Below are 17,451 nucleotides of genomic sequence, written 5' to 3'. Positions count from 1 at the left end.
GGGGTGGGCCGCCGACCGTTGCGACGGGCGGCGGCCACTGCCACGATGGGCCCGCCGGCACGCGGCCGCCGCCGGCTGTCCGAATCACGAAATGTTGCACACTCAACGTAACGTGACATTGTACGCTGGTGTTCTGCGACCCATCCGGAGGAACACCATGGCCGACCTCAAAGCCCGCACCCTGATCTCCGTGCAGGAGCGGCTGCGCGACCAGGTCGCCCACGCCCTCCGCGCCGCACTGATCTCCGGCGAGCTGCGCCCCGGCGTGGTGTACTCCGCGCCCGCGCTCGCCGCCGACTTCGGCGTCTCCGCCACCCCCGTCCGCGAGGCGATGCTCGACCTCGCCCGGGAGGGCCTGGTCGAGGCCGTCCGCAACAAGGGCTTCCGGGTCACCGAGCTGACCGAACGCGACCTCGACGACTTCACCGAGATCCGCGCCCTGATCGAGGTCCCGACCGTCGGCCGGGTCACCCGCACCGCCACCGCCGAGCAGTTGGAGGCGCTCCGCCCGCAGGCGGAGGCGATCGTGGCCGCCGCCCGCAAGCACGACCTGATCGGCTACCTGGAGGCGGACCGCCAGTTCCACCTCGACCTGCTCGGCCTGGCCGGCAACGCCCGCCTGGTGGAGGTCGTCGGGGACCTGCGCAAGCGCTCCCGGCTCTACGGCCTGAACCGCCTCGACCAGCGCGGCGAGCTGGTCTCCTCCGCCGAGGAGCACCTGGAGCTGCTCGACCTGATGCTCTCCGGCGACGCGGAGGCCGCCGAGGCCTGCATGTCCCGCCACCTCGGCCACGTCCGCTCGCTCTGGGCGGCCGGCCAGGAGGAGGCCGAGGAGGAGGCCCGCCCGGCCCTGCGGCTGCGGGCCCGGTAACGGCCCCGGACCGCTCGTTCGGGTGAAGACCGACGATCGGGCGGCGGGCGGGGCAGGCGCTCTACGATGATGCTCTCGACATTCGGCAGTCAGGAGGAACTCCATGTCCGCCGCAACAGTGGAAGAACCCGGTGAGCAGCTGACGCTGCTCGAAGCCGCTGAGCTGATCTCCAATCAGCTGGTGGGGCACCGAGTCGAGATCATCGGGGGTCAGATCACAGTGACGCCGCCGCCCAATGGCCAGCACGGCGATGCCCTGACGAGCATCAGCATTCCGCTCCTCCTGGCGGGCCTTCACGGGGAGACGACCCGCGTAATCCAGGGGATGGGCCTCTGGCTGCCGGACGGTCCGTCCGACTTCGCCATCCCCGATCTGTCGGTGGTCGACGCGGACTACGCCGACCATCTGGTCGATCGCAACAGCTACGATCCCGCGGTCTTTCGGCTCGTGCTGGAGGTCACTTCCTCGAACCTGAGCGACGATCTGAAGAAGAAGCCTTCCGCCTACGCGTCCGCAGGCGTCCCCGTCTATGTGATCGTCGACCGGACGAACGGGCGGGTACTGGTGCTGACCGACCCGCGGGACGGCGAGTACCGGGTGCACGCCGTCCACCGTCCCGGGCAGTCGTTCACGCTGCCGGGGTCGATCGGGGCGGCGGTGACCTTCTCGGTGGACGGGATGCTGGGGCCCCAGAAGTAGCTCACACCGCCGCCGGCACCGTGAGCCGGCCGTCGTGGACCTCGGCGACGCGGTCGACGGCCGTGAGGTGGGCCCGGTCGTGGGTGACCAGCACGGTGGCGGTGGCGCGGCGGTGGGTGAGTTCGGTGATCAGGTCGATCACGGCGGCGCCGCGCTCGTGGTCCAGCGCGCTGGTGGGCTCGTCGATCAGCAGCACCGTCGGGTCGTTCATCAGGGCGCGGGCGATGTTGACGCGCTGGCGCTGACCGCCGGAGAGCTGGTGCGGTCGGCGCGCCGCCTGGTCGCGCAGTCCGACGGCGGCCAGGAGCTCCAGCGCGCGGGGGAGGGCGCTGCGCGGGGAGCGGCCGTCGAGGTGGGCCATCACCTGGAGCTGTTCGGCGGCGGTGAGCGAGGGCAGCAGGTTGGCCTGCTGGAAGACGATGCCGATCCGGCCGCGACGCAGCGCCGTCAGCTCGGCGCGGTTCAGTCCGGTGGTCTCGACGCCGTCCACCACCACCCGGCCGGTGTCCGGGGCGGTCAGCGTGGCGGCAACCGCCAGCAGGCTGGACTTGCCGGAGCCGGACGGGCCGACCACCGCGGTGATCGAGCCCTTCGGCACGGTCAGCGAGACGTCGTCCAGCGCGGTCAGCCGGCCCTCGCCGTCCGGGTAGGTGAGGGTCACGCGGTCGAGGTGCAGGCTCATCGGGCACTCCCCAGGGCGGTCAGCGGGTCGACGGAGGTGATCCGGCGGATGGACAGGGCCGCGCCGACCGCGCCGAGCGCGATCATCACGACGGCCGGGACGAGGACGGTCGGGGCGTCCAGGACGAACGGCACCGCCGAGCCGAGCAGGGTGCCGGCGCCGACCGCGATCGCGGTGCCGGCGGCCGTGCCCAGCACCAGCAGCAGGACCGCCTGGCCGAGCGCGTCCGTGAGCAGGTAGCGGGTGGAGGCGCCGAGTGCCTTCAGCACCGCGACGTCCCCGCTGCGCTGGATCGTCCAGACGGTGAAGAAGGCGCCGATCACCAGCGCCGAGATGGCGAACAGGAAGCCGCGCATCAGTTGCAGCGAGCCGTTCTCCGAGGTGTAGGAGCCGATCGCGGCGAGCGCGTCCGCCCGGCTCCGGGTCTCGGTGCCGTACCGGGCGTCCGCCGTGCCGAGGTCCGCGCCGGGGGCCGTGGTTAGGGCGATCACCGTGGCGTGCCCGGCGCCGCCCGGGGCGACCGCCTGCCAGTCGGTGAGGCTGGTCCAGACGACCGGGGTGTGGCTGAAGGAGGCGTCGCCGGCCACCGCCGCGACCTGGAGCGGGCGGCCCGCCAGGGTGAAGGCCGCGCCGGGACGCAGCCCGCCGAGCTCCTCGGCGGCGGCCTGCGACAGCACGGCCCGGCCGGGGCCGACCGCATCGCCCCGCGGGGCCAGCGGCGAGCCGTCCGGTACGCCGAAGGCGGAGAGCGCGGTGGTGCGCTGCCCGGCGGCGGCCTTGGTGGTGGTGATCCCGAGCGGCTGCGCGGCCGTGACCCCGGGGGCCTGCGCCCAGCCCTGCCACTGTTCGGGGGTGACCTGGGAGTCGGTGAAGGAGAGCCGCTGCCCGTCGGCGGGGACGGCGAAGGCGAGGTGGTCGGCGGGCAGGCCGGTGATCGCCGAGACGTTCTGCCGGCCGAGCCCGGCCGTCAGGCCGGACAGCAGGCCGACCAGTACGGTGATCAGCACGACGACGGTTCCCATCAGGGCGAACCGCCCCTTCGCGAACCGCAGGTCCCTCCAGGCGACGAACACGTCCGGGCTCTCCTCTTCCTCGGGTCCCGCCGCGGCTTCCGCAGCGGCGGCGACGCTCACCACCGTCCCGCGGAAGGGGGCCGTCGGGCATCGCGCGCGGGATTGGAACCTCGGCATCGAAGGGGAGAGGCGGAGTTCAACCTTTCGATTGATCCGTCCGGGCGGTACGGACCCTAGGCTGGACGGATGGCGACCGAACGACCTCGAACCACCCCTGTCGCCCGCGTGCTCCAGGTCTGCCTGCACCTGCTGGTGGCGGGCCTGCTCGCACTCGCCGTGGCCCGTGCGGTGGTCGGCCGCGGCGCCGAGGCGGCGGCCGTCGTCGCCGCCGGTTCCGCGATGGCCGCGGTGTACGCGGCCGGGCCGCTGGTCGGGGCCGTCCGGCGGTCGCGGTGGTCCACCGTCCTCTGGCTGGCCCTGCTCGGTGTGACCTGGGCGGGAGTGCTGACCACCACCCAGGACGGCGTCTGGCTGGCCTTCCCGCTGTACTTCCTGGAGCTGCACCTGCTCGGCCGCCGGGGCGGGCTGGTGGCCGTCGCCGTCACCGCCGTCACCGCGGTCGTCGCGTGGTCCTGGCACCAGCACACCGTCGGCTTCGCCGCGGCGATCGGGCCCACGCTCGGTGCGGCCGTCGCCGTAGTCACCGTCTTCGGCTACCAGGCGCTCTACCGGGAGAGCGAGGAGCGCCGCCGGCTGATCGACGAGCTCACCGCCGCCCGGGCCGGCCTCGACGCCGCCCACCACGCCGCCGGTGTGCTGGCCGAGCGCGAACGGCTGGCCCGGGAGATCCACGACACCCTCGCCCAGAGCCTGTCCAGCATCCAGCTGCTGCTGCGGGCCGCCCAGCGGGCCCTGCCCGACCGGACCGAGGCCGCCGCCGACTACGTCGAACAGGCCCGTCGGGCGGCCCAGGACAACCTCGCCGAGGCCCGCCGCTTCGTCCGCGCGCTGACCCCGCCCGATCTGGAGAGCGGCTCGCTGGCCGGCGCCCTCGAACGGCTCTGCGCCACCACGACCGCGCACGCCGGCCTGCCCGTCCGGCTGCACGTCTCGGGCGACCCGGTGCGGCTGCCGGTGCCGCACGAGGTCGCGCTGCTGCGGATCGCGCAGTCCGCCCTGGGCAACACGGTGCGGCACGCGAAGGCCTCGCACGCCGAGGTGACGCTCAGCTACATGGAGGGCGAGGTCGCGCTGGACGTGTTCGACGACGGGGCGGGTTTCGACCCGGCGCGGGCGGCCGCCGACGCCGGCGGGGACGGCGGCTTCGGCCTGCCGTCCATGCGGGCCAGGGCGCGGGCGCTGGGCGGTACCTTCGCCGTGGAGTCCGCCCCGGGAGAGGGGACGGCGCTCGCCGTACTGCTGCCCGTCGCCCCCGCCACCGAGGAATCCCCGTGACCGACGCCGTGATCCGCCTGCTGCTCGCCGACGACCACCCGGTGGTCCGGGCCGGGCTGCGGGCCGTCCTGGAGAGCGAGCGGGACTTCGTCGTCGTCGCCGAGGCCGCCACCGCCGAACGGGCCGTGCAGCTGGCGGCGGAGGTCGAGGTGGACGTTGTGCTGATGGACCTGCAGTTCGGGCCGGGCTCGGCGATGAACGGCGCCCAGGCCACCGCCGCGATCACGGCCCGGGCGGCGGCGCCCCGGGTGCTGATCGTCACCACCTACGACAGCGACGCGGACACCCTGCCCGCGCTGGAGGCCGGGGCCACCGGGTACCTGCTGAAGGACGCGCCGCCGGAGGAGCTGGCCCGGGCCGTCCGCTCGGCCGCGCAGGGGCGGACGGCGCTGGCGGCGGCGGTGGCGGACCGGCTCCTGGAGCGGATGCGGACGCCGTCGGCGGCGCTGAGCGCGCGGGAGACGGAGGTGCTGGGACTGGTCGCGGACGGGCTGACCAACCAGGGGATCAGCCAGCGGCTGCATCTGAGCCAGGCCACGGTGAAGTCCCATCTGGTGCACGTCTACGCCAAGTTGGGGGTGGACTCGCGGACGGCGGCGGTCCGCGAGGCGCGGGCGCGGGGGCTGATCCGCCGGGGGGCCTGAGGGCCGCGGGCGTAGGGTTGGGCGGAGCCCGAAGCCGTCACGCGCAGTGGAGGAACCCGGAATGGCCGTCCGCCTCGACGAACTCGCCGTGCCCGTCATCGCCGCGCCCATGGCAGGCGGGGCGACCACCCCGGAGCTGGTCGCCGCGGTGAACGCGGCGGGGGGCCTCGGGTTCCTCGCCGCCGGGTACCGGAGCGCCACCGCGATGGTCGAACAGATCGACCGGGTCCGCGAGTTGACCGACCGGCCGTTCGGCGTGAACCTCTTCGTGCCCGCCGCGCCCGGCGATCCGGGGGCCGTCGCCGCCTACCGCGCGCGGCTGCTGCCGGAGGCGCGGCGCCTGGATGTCCGCCTGCCGGAGGAGATCGCGCCGGACCGCGACGACTGGGACGCCAAGATCGCCGCACTGCTCGCCGGGGCGCCGGCCGTCCCCGTGGTGTCGTACACCTTCGGGCTGCCCTCGCCCGAGGAGGCGCGGGCGCTGCGGGCGGCCGGGATCCACCAGATCGCCACCGTGACCACGCCGCAGGAGGCGCGCCGCGCCGAGGCGGTCGGGGTGGACGCCCTCTGCGTGCAGGGCCCGGAGGCGGGCGGCCACCGGGCCACGCACGGCGTGGCGGACCGGCCGGGGGACGTCCCGCTGCTCCGACTGCTGCCCGCCGTGGGCGCGGTGACGGCGCTGCCGCTGATCGCGGCGGGCGGGCTCGCCGACGGGCCGGTGGTCGCGGCCGCGCTGCGGGCCGGGGCGGTGGCCGTCCAGGTGGGGACGGCGCTGCTGCGCGCGGACGAGTCCGGGGCGAACGCGGCGCACCGGGCCGCGCTGACCGAACTCCCGGAGACGGTGGTGACACGCGCGTTCACCGGCCGCCCGGCGCGCGGGCTGCGCAACGCGTTCATCGACCGGTACGAGCCGTACGCCCCGGCCGCCTACCCGGAGGTGCACCACCTCACCCAGCCGCTGCGGGCGGCGGCGGCCGCCCAGGCGGACACCGCGGCGATGCACCTGTGGGCCGGCACCGGCCACCGCGCGGCCCGCGGCGGCCCGGCCGCGGAGATCGTCGGCGAGCTGTGGCGGGCGGCCCGGGGCTGAGGCGGACGGCCACTCGCCCCACCGGGCGCACACCGGGGGCGCGAAGAGCCGGCCGTGTCATCCCCCGCGAGGGTGGCGGGACGGCGGAGTCGCGCTACGGCCGGGCCGGTGTGGGGGAATGGGCCGGTGAGGGAGCGCGCGCATGAAGGGTCGTAGTTGGACCGAGGTGTGGGCCGAGGCGCAGCGGCGCAATCCCGCGCCGGCGACGCCGGAGGCGGAGGCGGAGCGGGCGCGGATGCGGCAGGAGTCGTTGGCGCGGATCCGTGGTCACGAGCTGGCGGAGCTGCGGCGGAAGGTGGGCTGACGCAGAAGGAGGTGGCGGGGCTGCTCGGGGTGAGCCAGGCGCGGGTGTCGCAGATCGAGCACGGGCAGGTGGACAGCCTGGACAACCTGCGGGCCTACGCGGCGGCGATCGGCGGCGAGGTGGAAGTCACCGTGCGGCAGGGGGACCGGACGGTCAAGGTGGCCTGAGCCGGCCCCCTGCCCGTGGCGCGGTGGTGGTCAGGCGAGCAGTTCGGCCATCCAGGCTTCGACGGCGGTGGCGGTGCGGGGGAGTGCGTCGGACATCAGCCGGGCGCCGTCGGCGGTGATGACGAGGTCGTCCTCCAGGCGGATGCCGAGCCCGCGCAGTTCCAGCGGGAGGGTCTCGTCGTCGGGCTGGAGGTAGAGGCCGGGCTCCACGGTGAGGACGTGGCCCTCCTCCAGGACGCCGTCGAGGTAGGTGTCGGCGCGGGCCTTGGCGCAGTCGTGCACGTCCAGGCCGAGCATGTGGCCGCTGCTGCAGAGGGTGTAGCGGCGGTAGAGGCCGCTGTCCTCGGCGAGGGCCTGCTCGGCGGGGATCCGCAGGACGCCCCAGTCGGCGAGGCCCTCGGCGAAGACCCGCATCGCGGCGAGGTGGAAGTCGCGGAACCGCGCGCCGGGGCGCAGCGCGGCGATGCCGGCGTCCTGGGCGGCCAGCACCAGGTCGTAGGCCTGGCGCTGGGCGGGGCTGAAGGTGCCGCTCAGCGGAAGGGTGCGGGTGATGTCGGCGGTGTACAGGGTGTCGGTCTCGACGCCGGCGTCGAGCAGCAGCAGGGCGTTCGGGTCGAGCGCGCCGTCGTTGCGGATCCAGTGCAGGACGCAGGCGTGGGCGCCCGAGGCGGCGATGGTGTCGTAGCCGGTGCCGTTGCCCTCGGCGCGGGCGCGCAGATTGAAGATCCCCTCGATCCAGCGCTCGCCGCGCGGGTGGCGCAGGGCGGCGGGGAGGGCGCGGACGACGTCCTGGAAGCCGAGCACGGTGTGGTCGACGGAGAGCTGGAGCTGTTCGACCTCCCAGGCGTCCTTGACCAGGCGCAGCTCGGACAGCACCGAGGCGAGGGCGGCGTCGTCCGCGCGCCGGGCGGGTGAGCCGGGCCGGTCGGTGGCGGCGTCCAGGGCGGTGTCGACGCCGGCCAGCACGCGGGTGGCGGGCTGCGGTCCGGTGAGCAGCTTGTCGAGGTCGTCGAGGTGCTCGGTGCGCAGGCCGGTGAGGCGGGTGGCCTCGGCGAGGTCGGGGCGGCGGCCGACCCAGAACTCGCCGTAGCGGCGGTCGCGGTAGAACTCGCCGCCGCGGGCGGAGTCGCCGCCGCGCGGTGAGCGGGGGCGCAGGTAGAGGACGGGCTCGTGGCCCTCGGGGCCGGCGGGTTCCAGGACGAGGATGTGGCCGGGCTGGTCCTCGCCGGTGAGGCCGGTGAGCCAGGCGTAGGCGCTGTGCGGGCGGAACCGGTAGTCGTCGTCGTTGCTGCGCACCTTGAGCTCGCCGGCCGGGACGATCAGGCGTTCGCCGGGGAAGGCGGCGGAGAGCCGGGCGCGGCGGCCGGGCATGGCGGCGTACCCGGGGACGCGCCGGTCGTCGGCGAGCGGGGTGGGGGCCCAGGCGGTGGCCATGTAGGCCTCCAGGGCGGGGGAGGTCGGCAGGTCGTGGCTGCTGGTGTTGAGACCGGTCTGACGGAGGGTCACCGGGGGGTCTCCTATGCGGGGCGGCGGGGTGGCACGGACACAGCTCGATAACGGGACGCGTCATCTCTTGTGCAGTGCAATTTCACATTACTATGTTACGGGTCACACCGCGGAGCGGCCAGACCTGTCGAGGCGCCCTCCCGGTCGATCCCCGGATCACCTCCGGGGTCGGACGACGGGCCATCAACGGCGGCCCCCCACTGCGGAGTTGCACATGAACAGGCGCACCCACGCCGCCCTCGCGGCGGCCCTCGCGGCGACACTCACCCTCGGCCTCGGGGCCTGCAAGAACGACAAGAGCGACACCGCCGGTGACACCACGGCCGCCGGAACCAAGGGCCCGGGCGCGGCGGCCGGCTCCATCGTCGGCGGCTCCCCGGTCAAGGGCGGCACGCTCACCGTGCTGACCAACCAGGACTTCGCGCACCTCGACCCGGCCCGCAACTGGGTGCTGCCGCACATGGACTTCGGCACCCGGCTGATCTACCGCACGCTGGTCACCTTCAAGTCCGAGCCGGGCAGCGCCGGCAGTGAGATCGTCCCGGACCTCGCCACCGACCTCGGCAAGTCCTCCGACGGGGGCAAGGCCTGGACCTTCACCCTGCGCGACGGCCTCAAGTACGAGGACGGCAGCCCGATCAAGTCCGCCGACGTCAAGTACAACGTCGAGCGGTCCTTCGCCCCGGACCTCACCGGTGGCCCCGACTACGCCATCCAGTACCTGGCCGGCGGCGAGAACTACAAGGGCCCGCTGAACGGCGAGCACCTGCCCAGCATCGAGACGCCGGACGACAAGACCATCGTCTTCCACCTGAAGCGCCCGGTCGCCGAGTTCTCGTACACCGCCACCCTGCCGACCTTCTCGCCCGTGCCGCAGTCGCAGGAGAAGGGCACCCTGTACGACTCGCGGCCGTTCTCCTCCGGCCCGTACAAGATCGCCTCCTACGACCGCGGGAAGCAGCTCGTGCTGGTCCGCAACACCAACTGGGACCAGGCCTCCGACACGGTCCGCAAGGCGTACCCGGACAAGATCGTGGTCACTCAGGGCCTCAAGGGCGGCCAGGCCGACGACCGGGTCATCGCGAGTGACGGCGCCGACGCCTCCACCATCGAGATGCCGTGGATGCAGCACGAGTCCGTCTCGAAGGTGCTGCCCAAGGCGGACGTCAAGGCCCGCATGGTGGCCGAGCAGACCGGCTGCACCGACATGCTGTACCTGAACACCGCCAAGGCGCCCTTCGACGACCCGAAGGTGCGCGAGGCGATGATGTACGCGGTCGACCGCGAGGCCCAGGTCACCGCCTTCGGCGGCCCGGCGATGGCGGACGTCGCGACCTCCTTCCTGCCGCCCTCGCTGACCGCCGGGGCCAAGGCCGATCCGCTGAAGATCCCGGCCGCCGGTGACCCGGAGAAGGCCAAGGACCTGCTCAAGGCGGCGGGCAAGACCGACCTCAAGGTCTCGCTCCTCGTGTCCATCGGTGACAAGAGCCGCGGCGAGGCGCTCCAGCAGTCGCTGGCCAAGGCCGGCGTCCAGGTCACCGTGAACACCGTGGACGCGTCGGCCTTCTCCGACACCGTCGGCGACACCAAGAACGCCCCCGAGCTGACCATCAACGGCTGGTGCCCGGACTACCCGTCCGCCGCGACCTTCCTGCCGTTCCTCTTCGACGGCCGCACCATCAAGGAGAAGGGCAACCAGGGCAACTACAGCCAGTTCCGGGACCAGGCCACGATGGACCGGATGGACCAGATCGCGGCCATGACCGACCTGGCCGAGGCCAACGCCGCCTGGAAGCAGCTGGACGAGGACCTGGTGAAGAAGGCCCCCGCCGTGCCGCTGATGTGGCAGCGCCGCCCGCTGCTGGTCGGTACCAACGTGGCCGGCGCGTTCGGCAACTCCGGCTACGCCGGTATGATCGACATGGCTGTGGTCGGCCTCAAGGACCCTGCGAAGAGCCAGGGCTGAGGGAACGTCAGCGATGAGTACTACCACTGACCCCGCCGCCGTGGAGGACACGGCGGCGGGCCCCGCGGAGGCCGCCGGGCGCGGGCCCTGGCGGCTCGTCGGGGAGCGGCTGTGGGCCCAGGGCTCGGCCCGGTTCGGCCTGATCACCGTCGCCGTGCTGGTCCTGGCGGCGGCCCTGGCCGGCCCGTTGAGCTCGCTCGGCGGCTGGACCCCCGAGGAGTTCGACAAGCGCGCCATCGACCCCTACATGGGCGGCACGCCGATCGGCGCCTTCGGCGGGATCGGCACCCGGCACTGGTTCGGCGTCGAACCCGGCTCGGGCCGCGACCTGTTCGCCCGCGTGCTGCACGGCGGGCAGGTCTCCCTGCTGATCGCGTTCACCGCCACCGCGCTGGTCGTGATCGCCGGCACCCTGGCCGGGATCGTGGCCGGCTACTTCGGCGGCCGCGTCGACGCGGCGCTCTCCCGGCTGATGGACCTCACGATGTCCTTCCCCTCGCTGATCTTCATGATCGCCATGATGTCGGTGGCCAAGGACGTCAACCGGATCCTGCTGATGACCCTGGTGATCGGCCTGTTCGGCTGGCCCGGCATCGCCCGGGTGGTCCGCGGCCAGACCCTCTCGCTCAAGCACCGCGAGTACGTCGAGGCGGCCAAGGTCGGCGGCGCGCGCTCCTGGCGCATCCTCACCCGGGAGATCCTGCCGAACGTCTCCGGCCCGATCATCGCCTACACCACGCTGCTGATCCCCGGCATGATCGCCACCGAGGCCGCCCTCAGCTACCTCGGCGTCGGCGTCCGCCCGCCCACCGCGTCCTGGGGTCAGATGATCGCCGAGAGCATCCTCCACTACGAGACCGATCCGACCTACTTCCTCATCCCGACGGTCTTCCTCTTCATCGCGGTGCTCGCCTTCACCCTGCTCGGTGACGCGCTGCGCGACATCCTCGACCCCCGGGGAGGCCGGTCGTGATCATCTACCTCGGCCGCCGGCTGATCGGCGTCGCGGGCATCATGCTCGCCATCTGCGCCATCACCTTCACCATCTTCTACCTGCTGCCCAACGACCCGGCCGCGGCCGCCTGCGGCAAGACCTGCAGCCCCGAGCGGCTCGCCGCCGTCAAGGCGGCGATGGGCCTGGACGCGCCGGTCTGGGACCAGTTCGGCAGCTACCTGGGCGGCATCTTCGCCGGCCGCGACTACGGCAGCGGCCCGAGCGCCGTGCACTGCGGCTTCCCCTGCCTGGGCTACTCCTACGAGTACGGGCTGCCGGTCTGGGACCTGCTCACCGACCGCCTGCCGGTCTCCGTCTCGCTCGCCTTCGGCGCGGCGGCGCTCTGGCTGGTCCTCGGCCTCGGCGCCGGCATCACCTCGGCCCTGCGCAAGGGCGGCCTCACCGACCGCACCCTGATGGTGCTGTCGGTCGGAACCGCCTCGCTGCCGGTCTACTTCACCTCGATCATGCTGATCTGGGGCGTCGTGCGGACCGCCGGCCTGCTGCCCTACCCGTCCTACCACGCGCTCACCGAGGACCCGTTCGGCTGGGCCTCCAACCTGCTGCTCCCCTGGATCGCGCTGGCCCTGCTCTACGCGGCCATGTACGCCCGGCAGAGCCGCAACTCGATGATCGAGACGATGGCCGAGCCGTACATCCGCACCGCCCGCGCCAAGGGCCTGCCCGCCTTCACCGTGACGGTCAAGCACGGGCTGCGCTCCGGGATGACGCCCATCCTCACCATCTTCGGGATGGACCTCGGCGGACTGCTCGCGGGCGCCGTCATCACGGAGTCGATCTTCGGTCTGCCCGGGGTCGGCCGACTCTTCTACGACGGGCTGATCCGCTCCGACCAGCCCGTCATCCTCGGCGTCACCCTGCTCGCGGCCTTCTTCATCGTCGCGGCGAACCTGCTGGTCGACCTGCTCTACGCCTACGTCGACCCGAGAGTGAGGTACTGATGGCACTGTTGGAGGTCGAGGATCTCGCCGTCTCCTTCGACACCCCGCGCGGCACCGTCCGGGCCGTCGACGGCATCTCCTTCACCGTCGCGTCCGGGCAGACCCTCGGCCTGGTCGGGGAGTCCGGCAGCGGCAAGTCCGTCACCTCGCTGGCCGTGATGGGCCTGCACCGCGGCGCCGCCGTCACCGGCTCGATCCGGCTGGCCGGACAGGAGCTGAACGGCCTGGGGGAGCGGCAGCTGGGCACCGTCCGGGGGCGGCGGATCGCCATGATCTTCCAGGACCCGCTGTCCAGCCTGCACCCCTTCTACACCGTCGGCGAGCAGATCGCCGAGCACTACCGGGTGCACTTCAGGGCCGACCGCAGGGCCGGTCGCGCCCGGGCCGTGGAGATGCTGGGCGAGGTCGGCATCCCCGAGCCGGCCCGCCGGGTCGACGAGTACCCGCACCAGTTCTCCGGCGGCATGCGCCAGCGCGTGATGATCGCCATGGCGCTCGCCTGCGAACCCGACCTGCTGATCGCCGACGAGCCCACCACCGCCCTGGACGTCACCGTCCAGGCCCAGATCCTCGACCTGATCGCCCGCATCCAACAGGACCGCGGCCTCGGCGTCGTCATGATCACCCACGACCTCGGCGTGGTCGCCCGGGTTGCCCACGAGGTGCTGGTGATGTACGGCGGCCGGGCCGCCGAACAGGCCCCCGTCGACCGGCTGTTCGGCGCCCCCGCGCACCCGTACACCCGCGGGCTGCTCGACTCGCTGCCCCGCCTCGACGACACCGACGACGCCCCGCTGCGGGCCATCCCCGGCAGCCCGCCGTCGCTGATCGCCCCCGCCCCCGGCTGCACCTTCGCCCCGCGCTGCGCCCGCACCAGCGCCGCCACCGCCGAGGAGCACGCCCGCTGCCTGGCCGAGCGCCCCGCGTTCGGCCCGCTCGCCCTCGGCCACCAGGCCGCCTGCCACCTGCCGCTGGTGCCGCTGGGAGCCCGCTCATGAACGACCGACCGCTGACGGCCGACCGGCCGCGCTCCGCCGAGCCGCTGCTGTCCGTCCGGGACCTGGTGAAGACCTTCCCCGGCCGGCGCAGCCGCACCGGCCGGGCCGGCGCCCCGATCCGGGCCGTCGACGGCGTGAGCTTCGACGTCGCCCAGGGCGAGACGCTCGGCCTGGTCGGGGAGTCCGGCTGCGGCAAGTCGACCACCGGCCGGATGATCGTCCGGCTGCTCGACCCCACCGCGGGCACCGTCACCTTCGACGGCACCGAGATCGGCGGCCTGTCGCAGGCCGCGCTTCGCCCGCACCGGCGGCACCTCCAGATGGTGTTCCAGGACCCGTACTCCTCGCTCAACCCCCGCCAGACGGTGGCCCGGATCATCTCCGAGCCGCTGCTGGTCCAGGGCGCCGGCGCGGCCGGGGCGCGCAAGCGGGCCGCCGAGCTGATGGAGCTGGTCGGACTGATCCCCGAACACCTGGACCGCTACCCGCACGAGTTCTCCGGCGGCCAGGCCCAGCGGATCGGCATCGCCCGCTCGCTGGCCACCTCGCCCCGGCTGGTCATCGCCGACGAGCCGGTCTCCGCGCTGGACGTCTCCATCCAGGCCCAGGTGGTCAATCTGATGGAGCGGCTCCAGGACGAGCTCGGCCTGGCGTACGTTTTCATCGCGCACGACCTCTCGGTGGTCAAGCGGGTCTGCGACCGGGTCGCCGTGATGTACCTCGGCCGGATCGTCGAGATCGGCGACAAGGCGGAGGTCTACGGCAACGCCGCGCACCCCTACACCCGGGCGCTGCTCTCCGCGGTGCCGCTGCCGGACCCGGCCGCCGAGCGGGCGCGCGAGCGGATCGTGCTGCTCGGTGACCCGCCGAGCCCGGCCAACCCGCCGTCCGGGTGCAGCTTCCACCCGCGGTGCCCGAAGGCCCAGGAGCTCTGCCGGACGGAGCGTCCGCTGCTGCGGATCGCCGGACCGGGCACCCGGCAGGCGGCCTGCCACTTCCCGGAGGCCTGACGCTCCGGCCACCGGACCACCCCTGCCCGCCTGCGGGCCGGGCGGTCCGGCGGCACCCCGGGGGCCCGTCCGCGGGCCCTCCTCCCGACCCCCGGTCGGGCGCGGCGGGGAACCTCTTGAGGGCCGCGTCCGACCGGGTTCCAACGTCTCGAAGGCCCGTACCCGCTGGTGGGTACGGGCCTTCTGCGGTCGGGGCGCGGGGGTCTCGCGGGCCGGTGGGGGCGGGGGTGGGGGCGGTGCCCGGTGCGGACGCTGTGCCCGGCGTGCCTGGCGTGGTCGGTGCGGGCCGGGCGGCCGGCGGGTCGCGGAGCCCGGCCGCCTCTGCGGGAGCGCCCGGCCCCGGACGACGCGAGGCCGTGGCCCCCGGACGGATCCGGGGGCCACGGCCCGTGGTGCGGTGCGCGCGGGTGGCGGGCCTCAGGAGGCCGGGCCCACCCGGACGGTGGTGATCCGGCCGTCCTGGGCTTCGCGGACGACCTCGATCTTCGTGTTGGTGTCCGGCACCTTGACGCCGAGCTGCGGCGTGGCGGGGTCGGAGTAGACCCCCGTGCGGTCGTTGAAGGCGGCGACGGCCGGCTCGGCGCCGATCCGCACCGGGACACCGGCCTTGTGCAGGGTGAAGCCGGTGGTCCGCTTCAGCGAGAAGGTCGCGTCGAAGGTCTGCGCGCGGGCGTTGACCAGCGTGCCGTCGGCGAACCGGATCGGCGCCGGGTGGGCGTCGACCGGCAGGATCAGCCCGCCGCCGGGGTGGTCCTTGGTGTTGTTGTCGCCGTACCCGGTGTCCCAGAGCCAGACCAGCACGCCCTCCTGGTACGGGTAGGTGTCGACGATGTCCTTCTTGCCGTCGACGCCCGTGTACCCGAAGTTGTACGGGCCGGTCTTCAGGAAGGCGCCGTAGCCCGCGTACCGGCGGTTCTCCACCAGGTAGGCGCGCGGGTGCGAGGTGACCGCGGTGCGGCCGGTGACCACCGAGAACCCGGTCGCGGTCCAGCCGTTGGCCCCGTTCTCGGCGCCGTCGGCGAAGAGCTCGGTGGCGCCGGCGGCGACCCGGACGGTGTCGACCAGGACACCGCGGCCGTGGGTGTTGTTGTCCGAGGTGACGTGGAAGCGCAGCCGGACCTGCTGCCCCGCGTAGCCGTCCAGCGGGACGGACAGCTGCCGGTAGGCGCCGGACGTGCCGGTCAGACCGGGGGTGTTGGCGGTGGTGTTGCCGATCGGCGTGCCGTCGACGGTGCCGCCGAGCGCCTTCCAGGTCTTCCCCTCGTCGGTGGAGGCCTCGACCGCGAGGAAGTCGTAGTCCTGCTCGATGTCGTACCAGGTGGCGGCGGTCAGCGTGACCGGTCCGCTCACCGGGCGCAGGTCGACCGTCCGGGCCAGCGAGTTGTCCAGGTTGTCGCCCGTCCCGCTCCACCAGTGGTGGGCGCCCTGGTTCGGGTCGGCCAGGTCGGTGCTGGTGGTGCCGTCGGGCAGGTGCACCAGCACCGCCTGGGCCTGGTCGGTGTTGTAGCCGCTGACGCCGAGCGCGTGGCTGGAGCGGGTGGCGGCCTGCGCCTCGTCGTAGTCGAGCCAGCCGAACTGCAGCTTGCTCCAGGCGTCGAGGTCACCGGGGTAGCCGCCGGTGGTGTTCCTGCCCTTGCCGAGGTACGAGCCGGAGGACATCAGCGACCAGAAGTTGACGCTGTTGTCGCCGCCGCTGGTGCTGTACAGGTCGGGCAGGCCGAGGTTGTGGCCGAACTCGTGGGCGAACAGGCCGACGCCGCTGTTCTCGCCGCCCTGCACGTAGTCGTAGACGTACAGGCCGGTGTCGCCGACCGGGGCGCCGCCGATCCGGTTGCCCACCGGGCCGGTCTGGCCGGCCGGGTCCGGGAAGGCCCAACTGCGGTGCGCCCAGAGGGCGTCGGCGCCCTGCGCCCCGCCGCCCCAGGTCTCGTCGACGCCCGCGTGCACCACGATGACGTTGTCCAGGTAGCCGTCCGGTTGGCTGAACTCCCCGTCCTTGTCGTGGTCGTAGCGGTCGTAGACGTCGTACTGGGCCAGCTCGGCCTTGACGTCCGCGGCGGAGCGGCCCTTGCGGACCTCGCCGTCGTACCAGGCCTTGACCGCGTCCCGGACGAACTCCTGCCCCTGCGTCCAGGCGCCGGACCCCTGGGGGCCCTTGTTGCTGCCGTACCGGGCCTCGTTGTACGGCACGGTGACCCAGTCGCTGACCGTGCCCTCGACGTCGTAGCGGCCGGAGGACTGGGTGCGGTAGTAGTTGCGCATCGAGACCGCGCCGGGCGCGTCGTCGAAGAACAGCTGCTGGTAGTAGTCGCGGTCGAAGTCCTTGGACCAGAGCGTGTGGTTGTCGCTCCTGCCCGGCTCGGGGATCGTGTTGTGCTGCGGGCCGGGCGTGCCGCCGTAGCGGGGCTGCCCGTTGTACTCGGTGGTGTTGTCCACCTGGTCGCCGAACTGGGCGAGGATCACGAAGACCTTGTCCGTGCGCTGCTGCGCGAGCTGGACGTAGTCGTTGCCGATCTTCACCCTGGCGGGCGCCCGCTTCTGCGAAGTCTTGGCCACGGAGCCCTTGTTGACCTGTTCCAGGGCCTTGGTGCGAAGCGACTGGCGCTCGCGTTCCTGGGGGGCGAGCGGGCCGGGCGGGGCCTCGGCGCCGCCCTCCTCGGCGCCTTGGGCGGCGGCGGCCGCGGTGAGGGCGGGGGAGGGGGGAGCGGCCTGGGCGGGGGTGCCGAGGAGGGAGGCCGCTATCGCGCTCGTGGTGAGCGCGGCCGCGAGTGCCGCGGACAGTCTGCGCAACTGACCGGTCCTTTCCGGACGGTGGGTGGTCGGGGGAGTCGGGGGAGTCGGTGGAGTCGGGAAACAGTCGGTGGAGCGCAGGTAATATTTCACATGTCATGGGTCACACGGAAGGGATGGGACGGGGCGACGGGCCGGACGCGGGGGGGGGGGGGGGGGGGGGGGGGGGGGGGGGGGGGGGGGTGGAAGGGGGGGGGGGGGGGGGGCCTCGGGCGGCCGGAGGCAGCCGGATCATCCGGCCCGGCCCGGGTCCTGATCCCCCGTCGCAGGCTCCGCCGTACCGGCCGGGGCGCAGGCGG

At 73.6% G+C, this 17,451-nt stretch carries 16 protein-coding genes; 12 read left to right on the top strand and 4 right to left on the bottom strand.

Features of this window, described 5'->3' with window-relative positions; translation table 11 throughout:
• Positions 1 to 157: 157 nt before the first annotated feature.
• Positions 158 to 871, top strand: coding sequence for a GntR family transcriptional regulator (locus ACZ4UX_RS33085; protein WP_352290960.1), 714 nt, complete (start codon positions 158 to 160; stop codon positions 869 to 871).
• 103 nt (positions 872 to 974) lie between these two features.
• Positions 975 to 1,571, top strand: a complete 597-nt coding sequence (locus tag ACZ4UX_RS33080) for a Uma2 family endonuclease (RefSeq protein WP_465709344.1) — start codon at positions 975 to 977, stop codon at positions 1,569 to 1,571.
• A 1-nt stretch (position 1,572) separates the two neighbouring features.
• Here ACZ4UX_RS33080 and ACZ4UX_RS33075 read toward each other — a convergent pair whose 3' ends face one another.
• Positions 1,573 to 2,253 carry an ABC transporter ATP-binding protein gene (locus ACZ4UX_RS33075; RefSeq protein WP_465709343.1) on the bottom strand — a complete coding sequence of 227 codons (681 nt, stop codon included), beginning with the start codon at positions 2,251 to 2,253 and terminating at the stop codon, positions 1,573 to 1,575.
• On the bottom strand, positions 2,250 to 3,326 hold the full coding sequence (locus ACZ4UX_RS33070) for an ABC transporter permease (RefSeq protein WP_465709342.1): 1,077 nt from the start codon (positions 3,324 to 3,326) through the stop codon (positions 2,250 to 2,252). Before ACZ4UX_RS33070 ends, ACZ4UX_RS33075 begins: the two co-directional genes overlap by 4 nt.
• A gap of 186 nt (positions 3,327 to 3,512) precedes the next feature.
• On the opposite strand from ACZ4UX_RS33070, the gene ACZ4UX_RS33065 reads away from it, so the two are divergent.
• The 5 genes from ACZ4UX_RS33065 to ACZ4UX_RS33045 all read left to right on the top strand — a co-directional run bounded on the left by ACZ4UX_RS33065 (position 3,513) and on the right by ACZ4UX_RS33045 (position 6,926).
• Positions 3,513 to 4,721, top strand: a complete 1,209-nt coding sequence (locus tag ACZ4UX_RS33065) for a sensor histidine kinase (RefSeq protein WP_465709341.1) — start codon at positions 3,513 to 3,515, stop codon at positions 4,719 to 4,721.
• On the top strand, positions 4,718 to 5,365 hold the full coding sequence (locus ACZ4UX_RS33060) for a response regulator transcription factor (protein ID WP_359807237.1): 648 nt from the start codon (positions 4,718 to 4,720) through the stop codon (positions 5,363 to 5,365). Before ACZ4UX_RS33065 ends, ACZ4UX_RS33060 begins: the two co-directional genes overlap by 4 nt.
• A gap of 61 nt (positions 5,366 to 5,426) precedes the next feature.
• Positions 5,427 to 6,455 (top strand): nitronate monooxygenase, encoded by a 1,029-nt coding sequence (locus ACZ4UX_RS33055; protein WP_465709340.1) that lies wholly within the window; start codon positions 5,427 to 5,429, stop codon positions 6,453 to 6,455.
• Between the two features lie 142 nt (positions 6,456 to 6,597).
• The gene (locus ACZ4UX_RS33050) at positions 6,598 to 6,759 is read left to right on the top strand and encodes a hypothetical protein (protein ID WP_465709339.1); all 162 of its coding nucleotides are present in this window, start codon (positions 6,598 to 6,600) and stop codon (positions 6,757 to 6,759) included.
• Positions 6,760 to 6,770: 11 nt separating this feature from the next.
• The gene (locus ACZ4UX_RS33045; protein WP_465709338.1) at positions 6,771 to 6,926 is read left to right on the top strand and encodes a helix-turn-helix domain-containing protein; all 156 of its coding nucleotides are present in this window, start codon (positions 6,771 to 6,773) and stop codon (positions 6,924 to 6,926) included.
• A gap of 30 nt (positions 6,927 to 6,956) precedes the next feature.
• On the opposite strand, the gene ACZ4UX_RS33040 is transcribed toward ACZ4UX_RS33045, so the two are convergent.
• A complete protein-coding gene (locus tag ACZ4UX_RS33040; RefSeq protein ID WP_465709337.1) occupies positions 6,957 to 8,432 on the bottom strand; it encodes an aminopeptidase P family protein in 1,476 nt (491 codons plus the stop codon).
• 214 nt (positions 8,433 to 8,646) lie between these two features.
• Between ACZ4UX_RS33040 and ACZ4UX_RS33035 the strand changes: the two genes are divergently transcribed.
• Genes ACZ4UX_RS33035 through ACZ4UX_RS33015 form a run of 5 tightly spaced genes read left to right on the top strand, consistent with a single transcriptional unit; the run spans position 8,647 to position 14,362 of the window.
• The gene (locus ACZ4UX_RS33035; RefSeq protein WP_465709336.1) at positions 8,647 to 10,398 is read left to right on the top strand and encodes an ABC transporter substrate-binding protein; all 1,752 of its coding nucleotides are present in this window, start codon (positions 8,647 to 8,649) and stop codon (positions 10,396 to 10,398) included.
• A gap of 13 nt (positions 10,399 to 10,411) precedes the next feature.
• Positions 10,412 to 11,371 (top strand): ABC transporter permease, encoded by a 960-nt coding sequence (locus tag ACZ4UX_RS33030; RefSeq protein WP_465709335.1) that lies wholly within the window; start codon positions 10,412 to 10,414, stop codon positions 11,369 to 11,371.
• A complete protein-coding gene (locus tag ACZ4UX_RS33025; RefSeq protein WP_465709334.1) occupies positions 11,368 to 12,354 on the top strand; it encodes an ABC transporter permease in 987 nt (328 codons plus the stop codon). The genes ACZ4UX_RS33030 and ACZ4UX_RS33025 overlap by 4 nt, the downstream gene beginning before the upstream one ends.
• Positions 12,354 to 13,352, top strand: a complete 999-nt coding sequence (locus ACZ4UX_RS33020) for an ABC transporter ATP-binding protein (RefSeq protein WP_465709333.1) — start codon at positions 12,354 to 12,356, stop codon at positions 13,350 to 13,352. The genes ACZ4UX_RS33025 and ACZ4UX_RS33020 overlap by 1 nt, the downstream gene beginning before the upstream one ends.
• A complete protein-coding gene (locus ACZ4UX_RS33015) occupies positions 13,349 to 14,362 on the top strand; it encodes an ABC transporter ATP-binding protein (protein ID WP_329486897.1) in 1,014 nt (337 codons plus the stop codon). The genes ACZ4UX_RS33020 and ACZ4UX_RS33015 overlap by 4 nt, the downstream gene beginning before the upstream one ends.
• 417 nt (positions 14,363 to 14,779) lie before the next feature.
• Here the strand turns inward: ACZ4UX_RS33015 and ACZ4UX_RS33010 are convergent, their stop codons facing one another.
• A complete protein-coding gene (locus ACZ4UX_RS33010) occupies positions 14,780 to 17,152 on the bottom strand; it encodes an immune inhibitor A domain-containing protein (RefSeq protein ID WP_465709332.1) in 2,373 nt (790 codons plus the stop codon).
• Positions 17,153 to 17,451 lie beyond the last annotated feature (299 nt).

Source organism: Kitasatospora sp. NPDC028961, from assembly GCF_055564815.1.
Note: the sequence above shows the minus strand (reverse complement) of the source record. Positions and strands in the feature narration are given on the sequence as shown.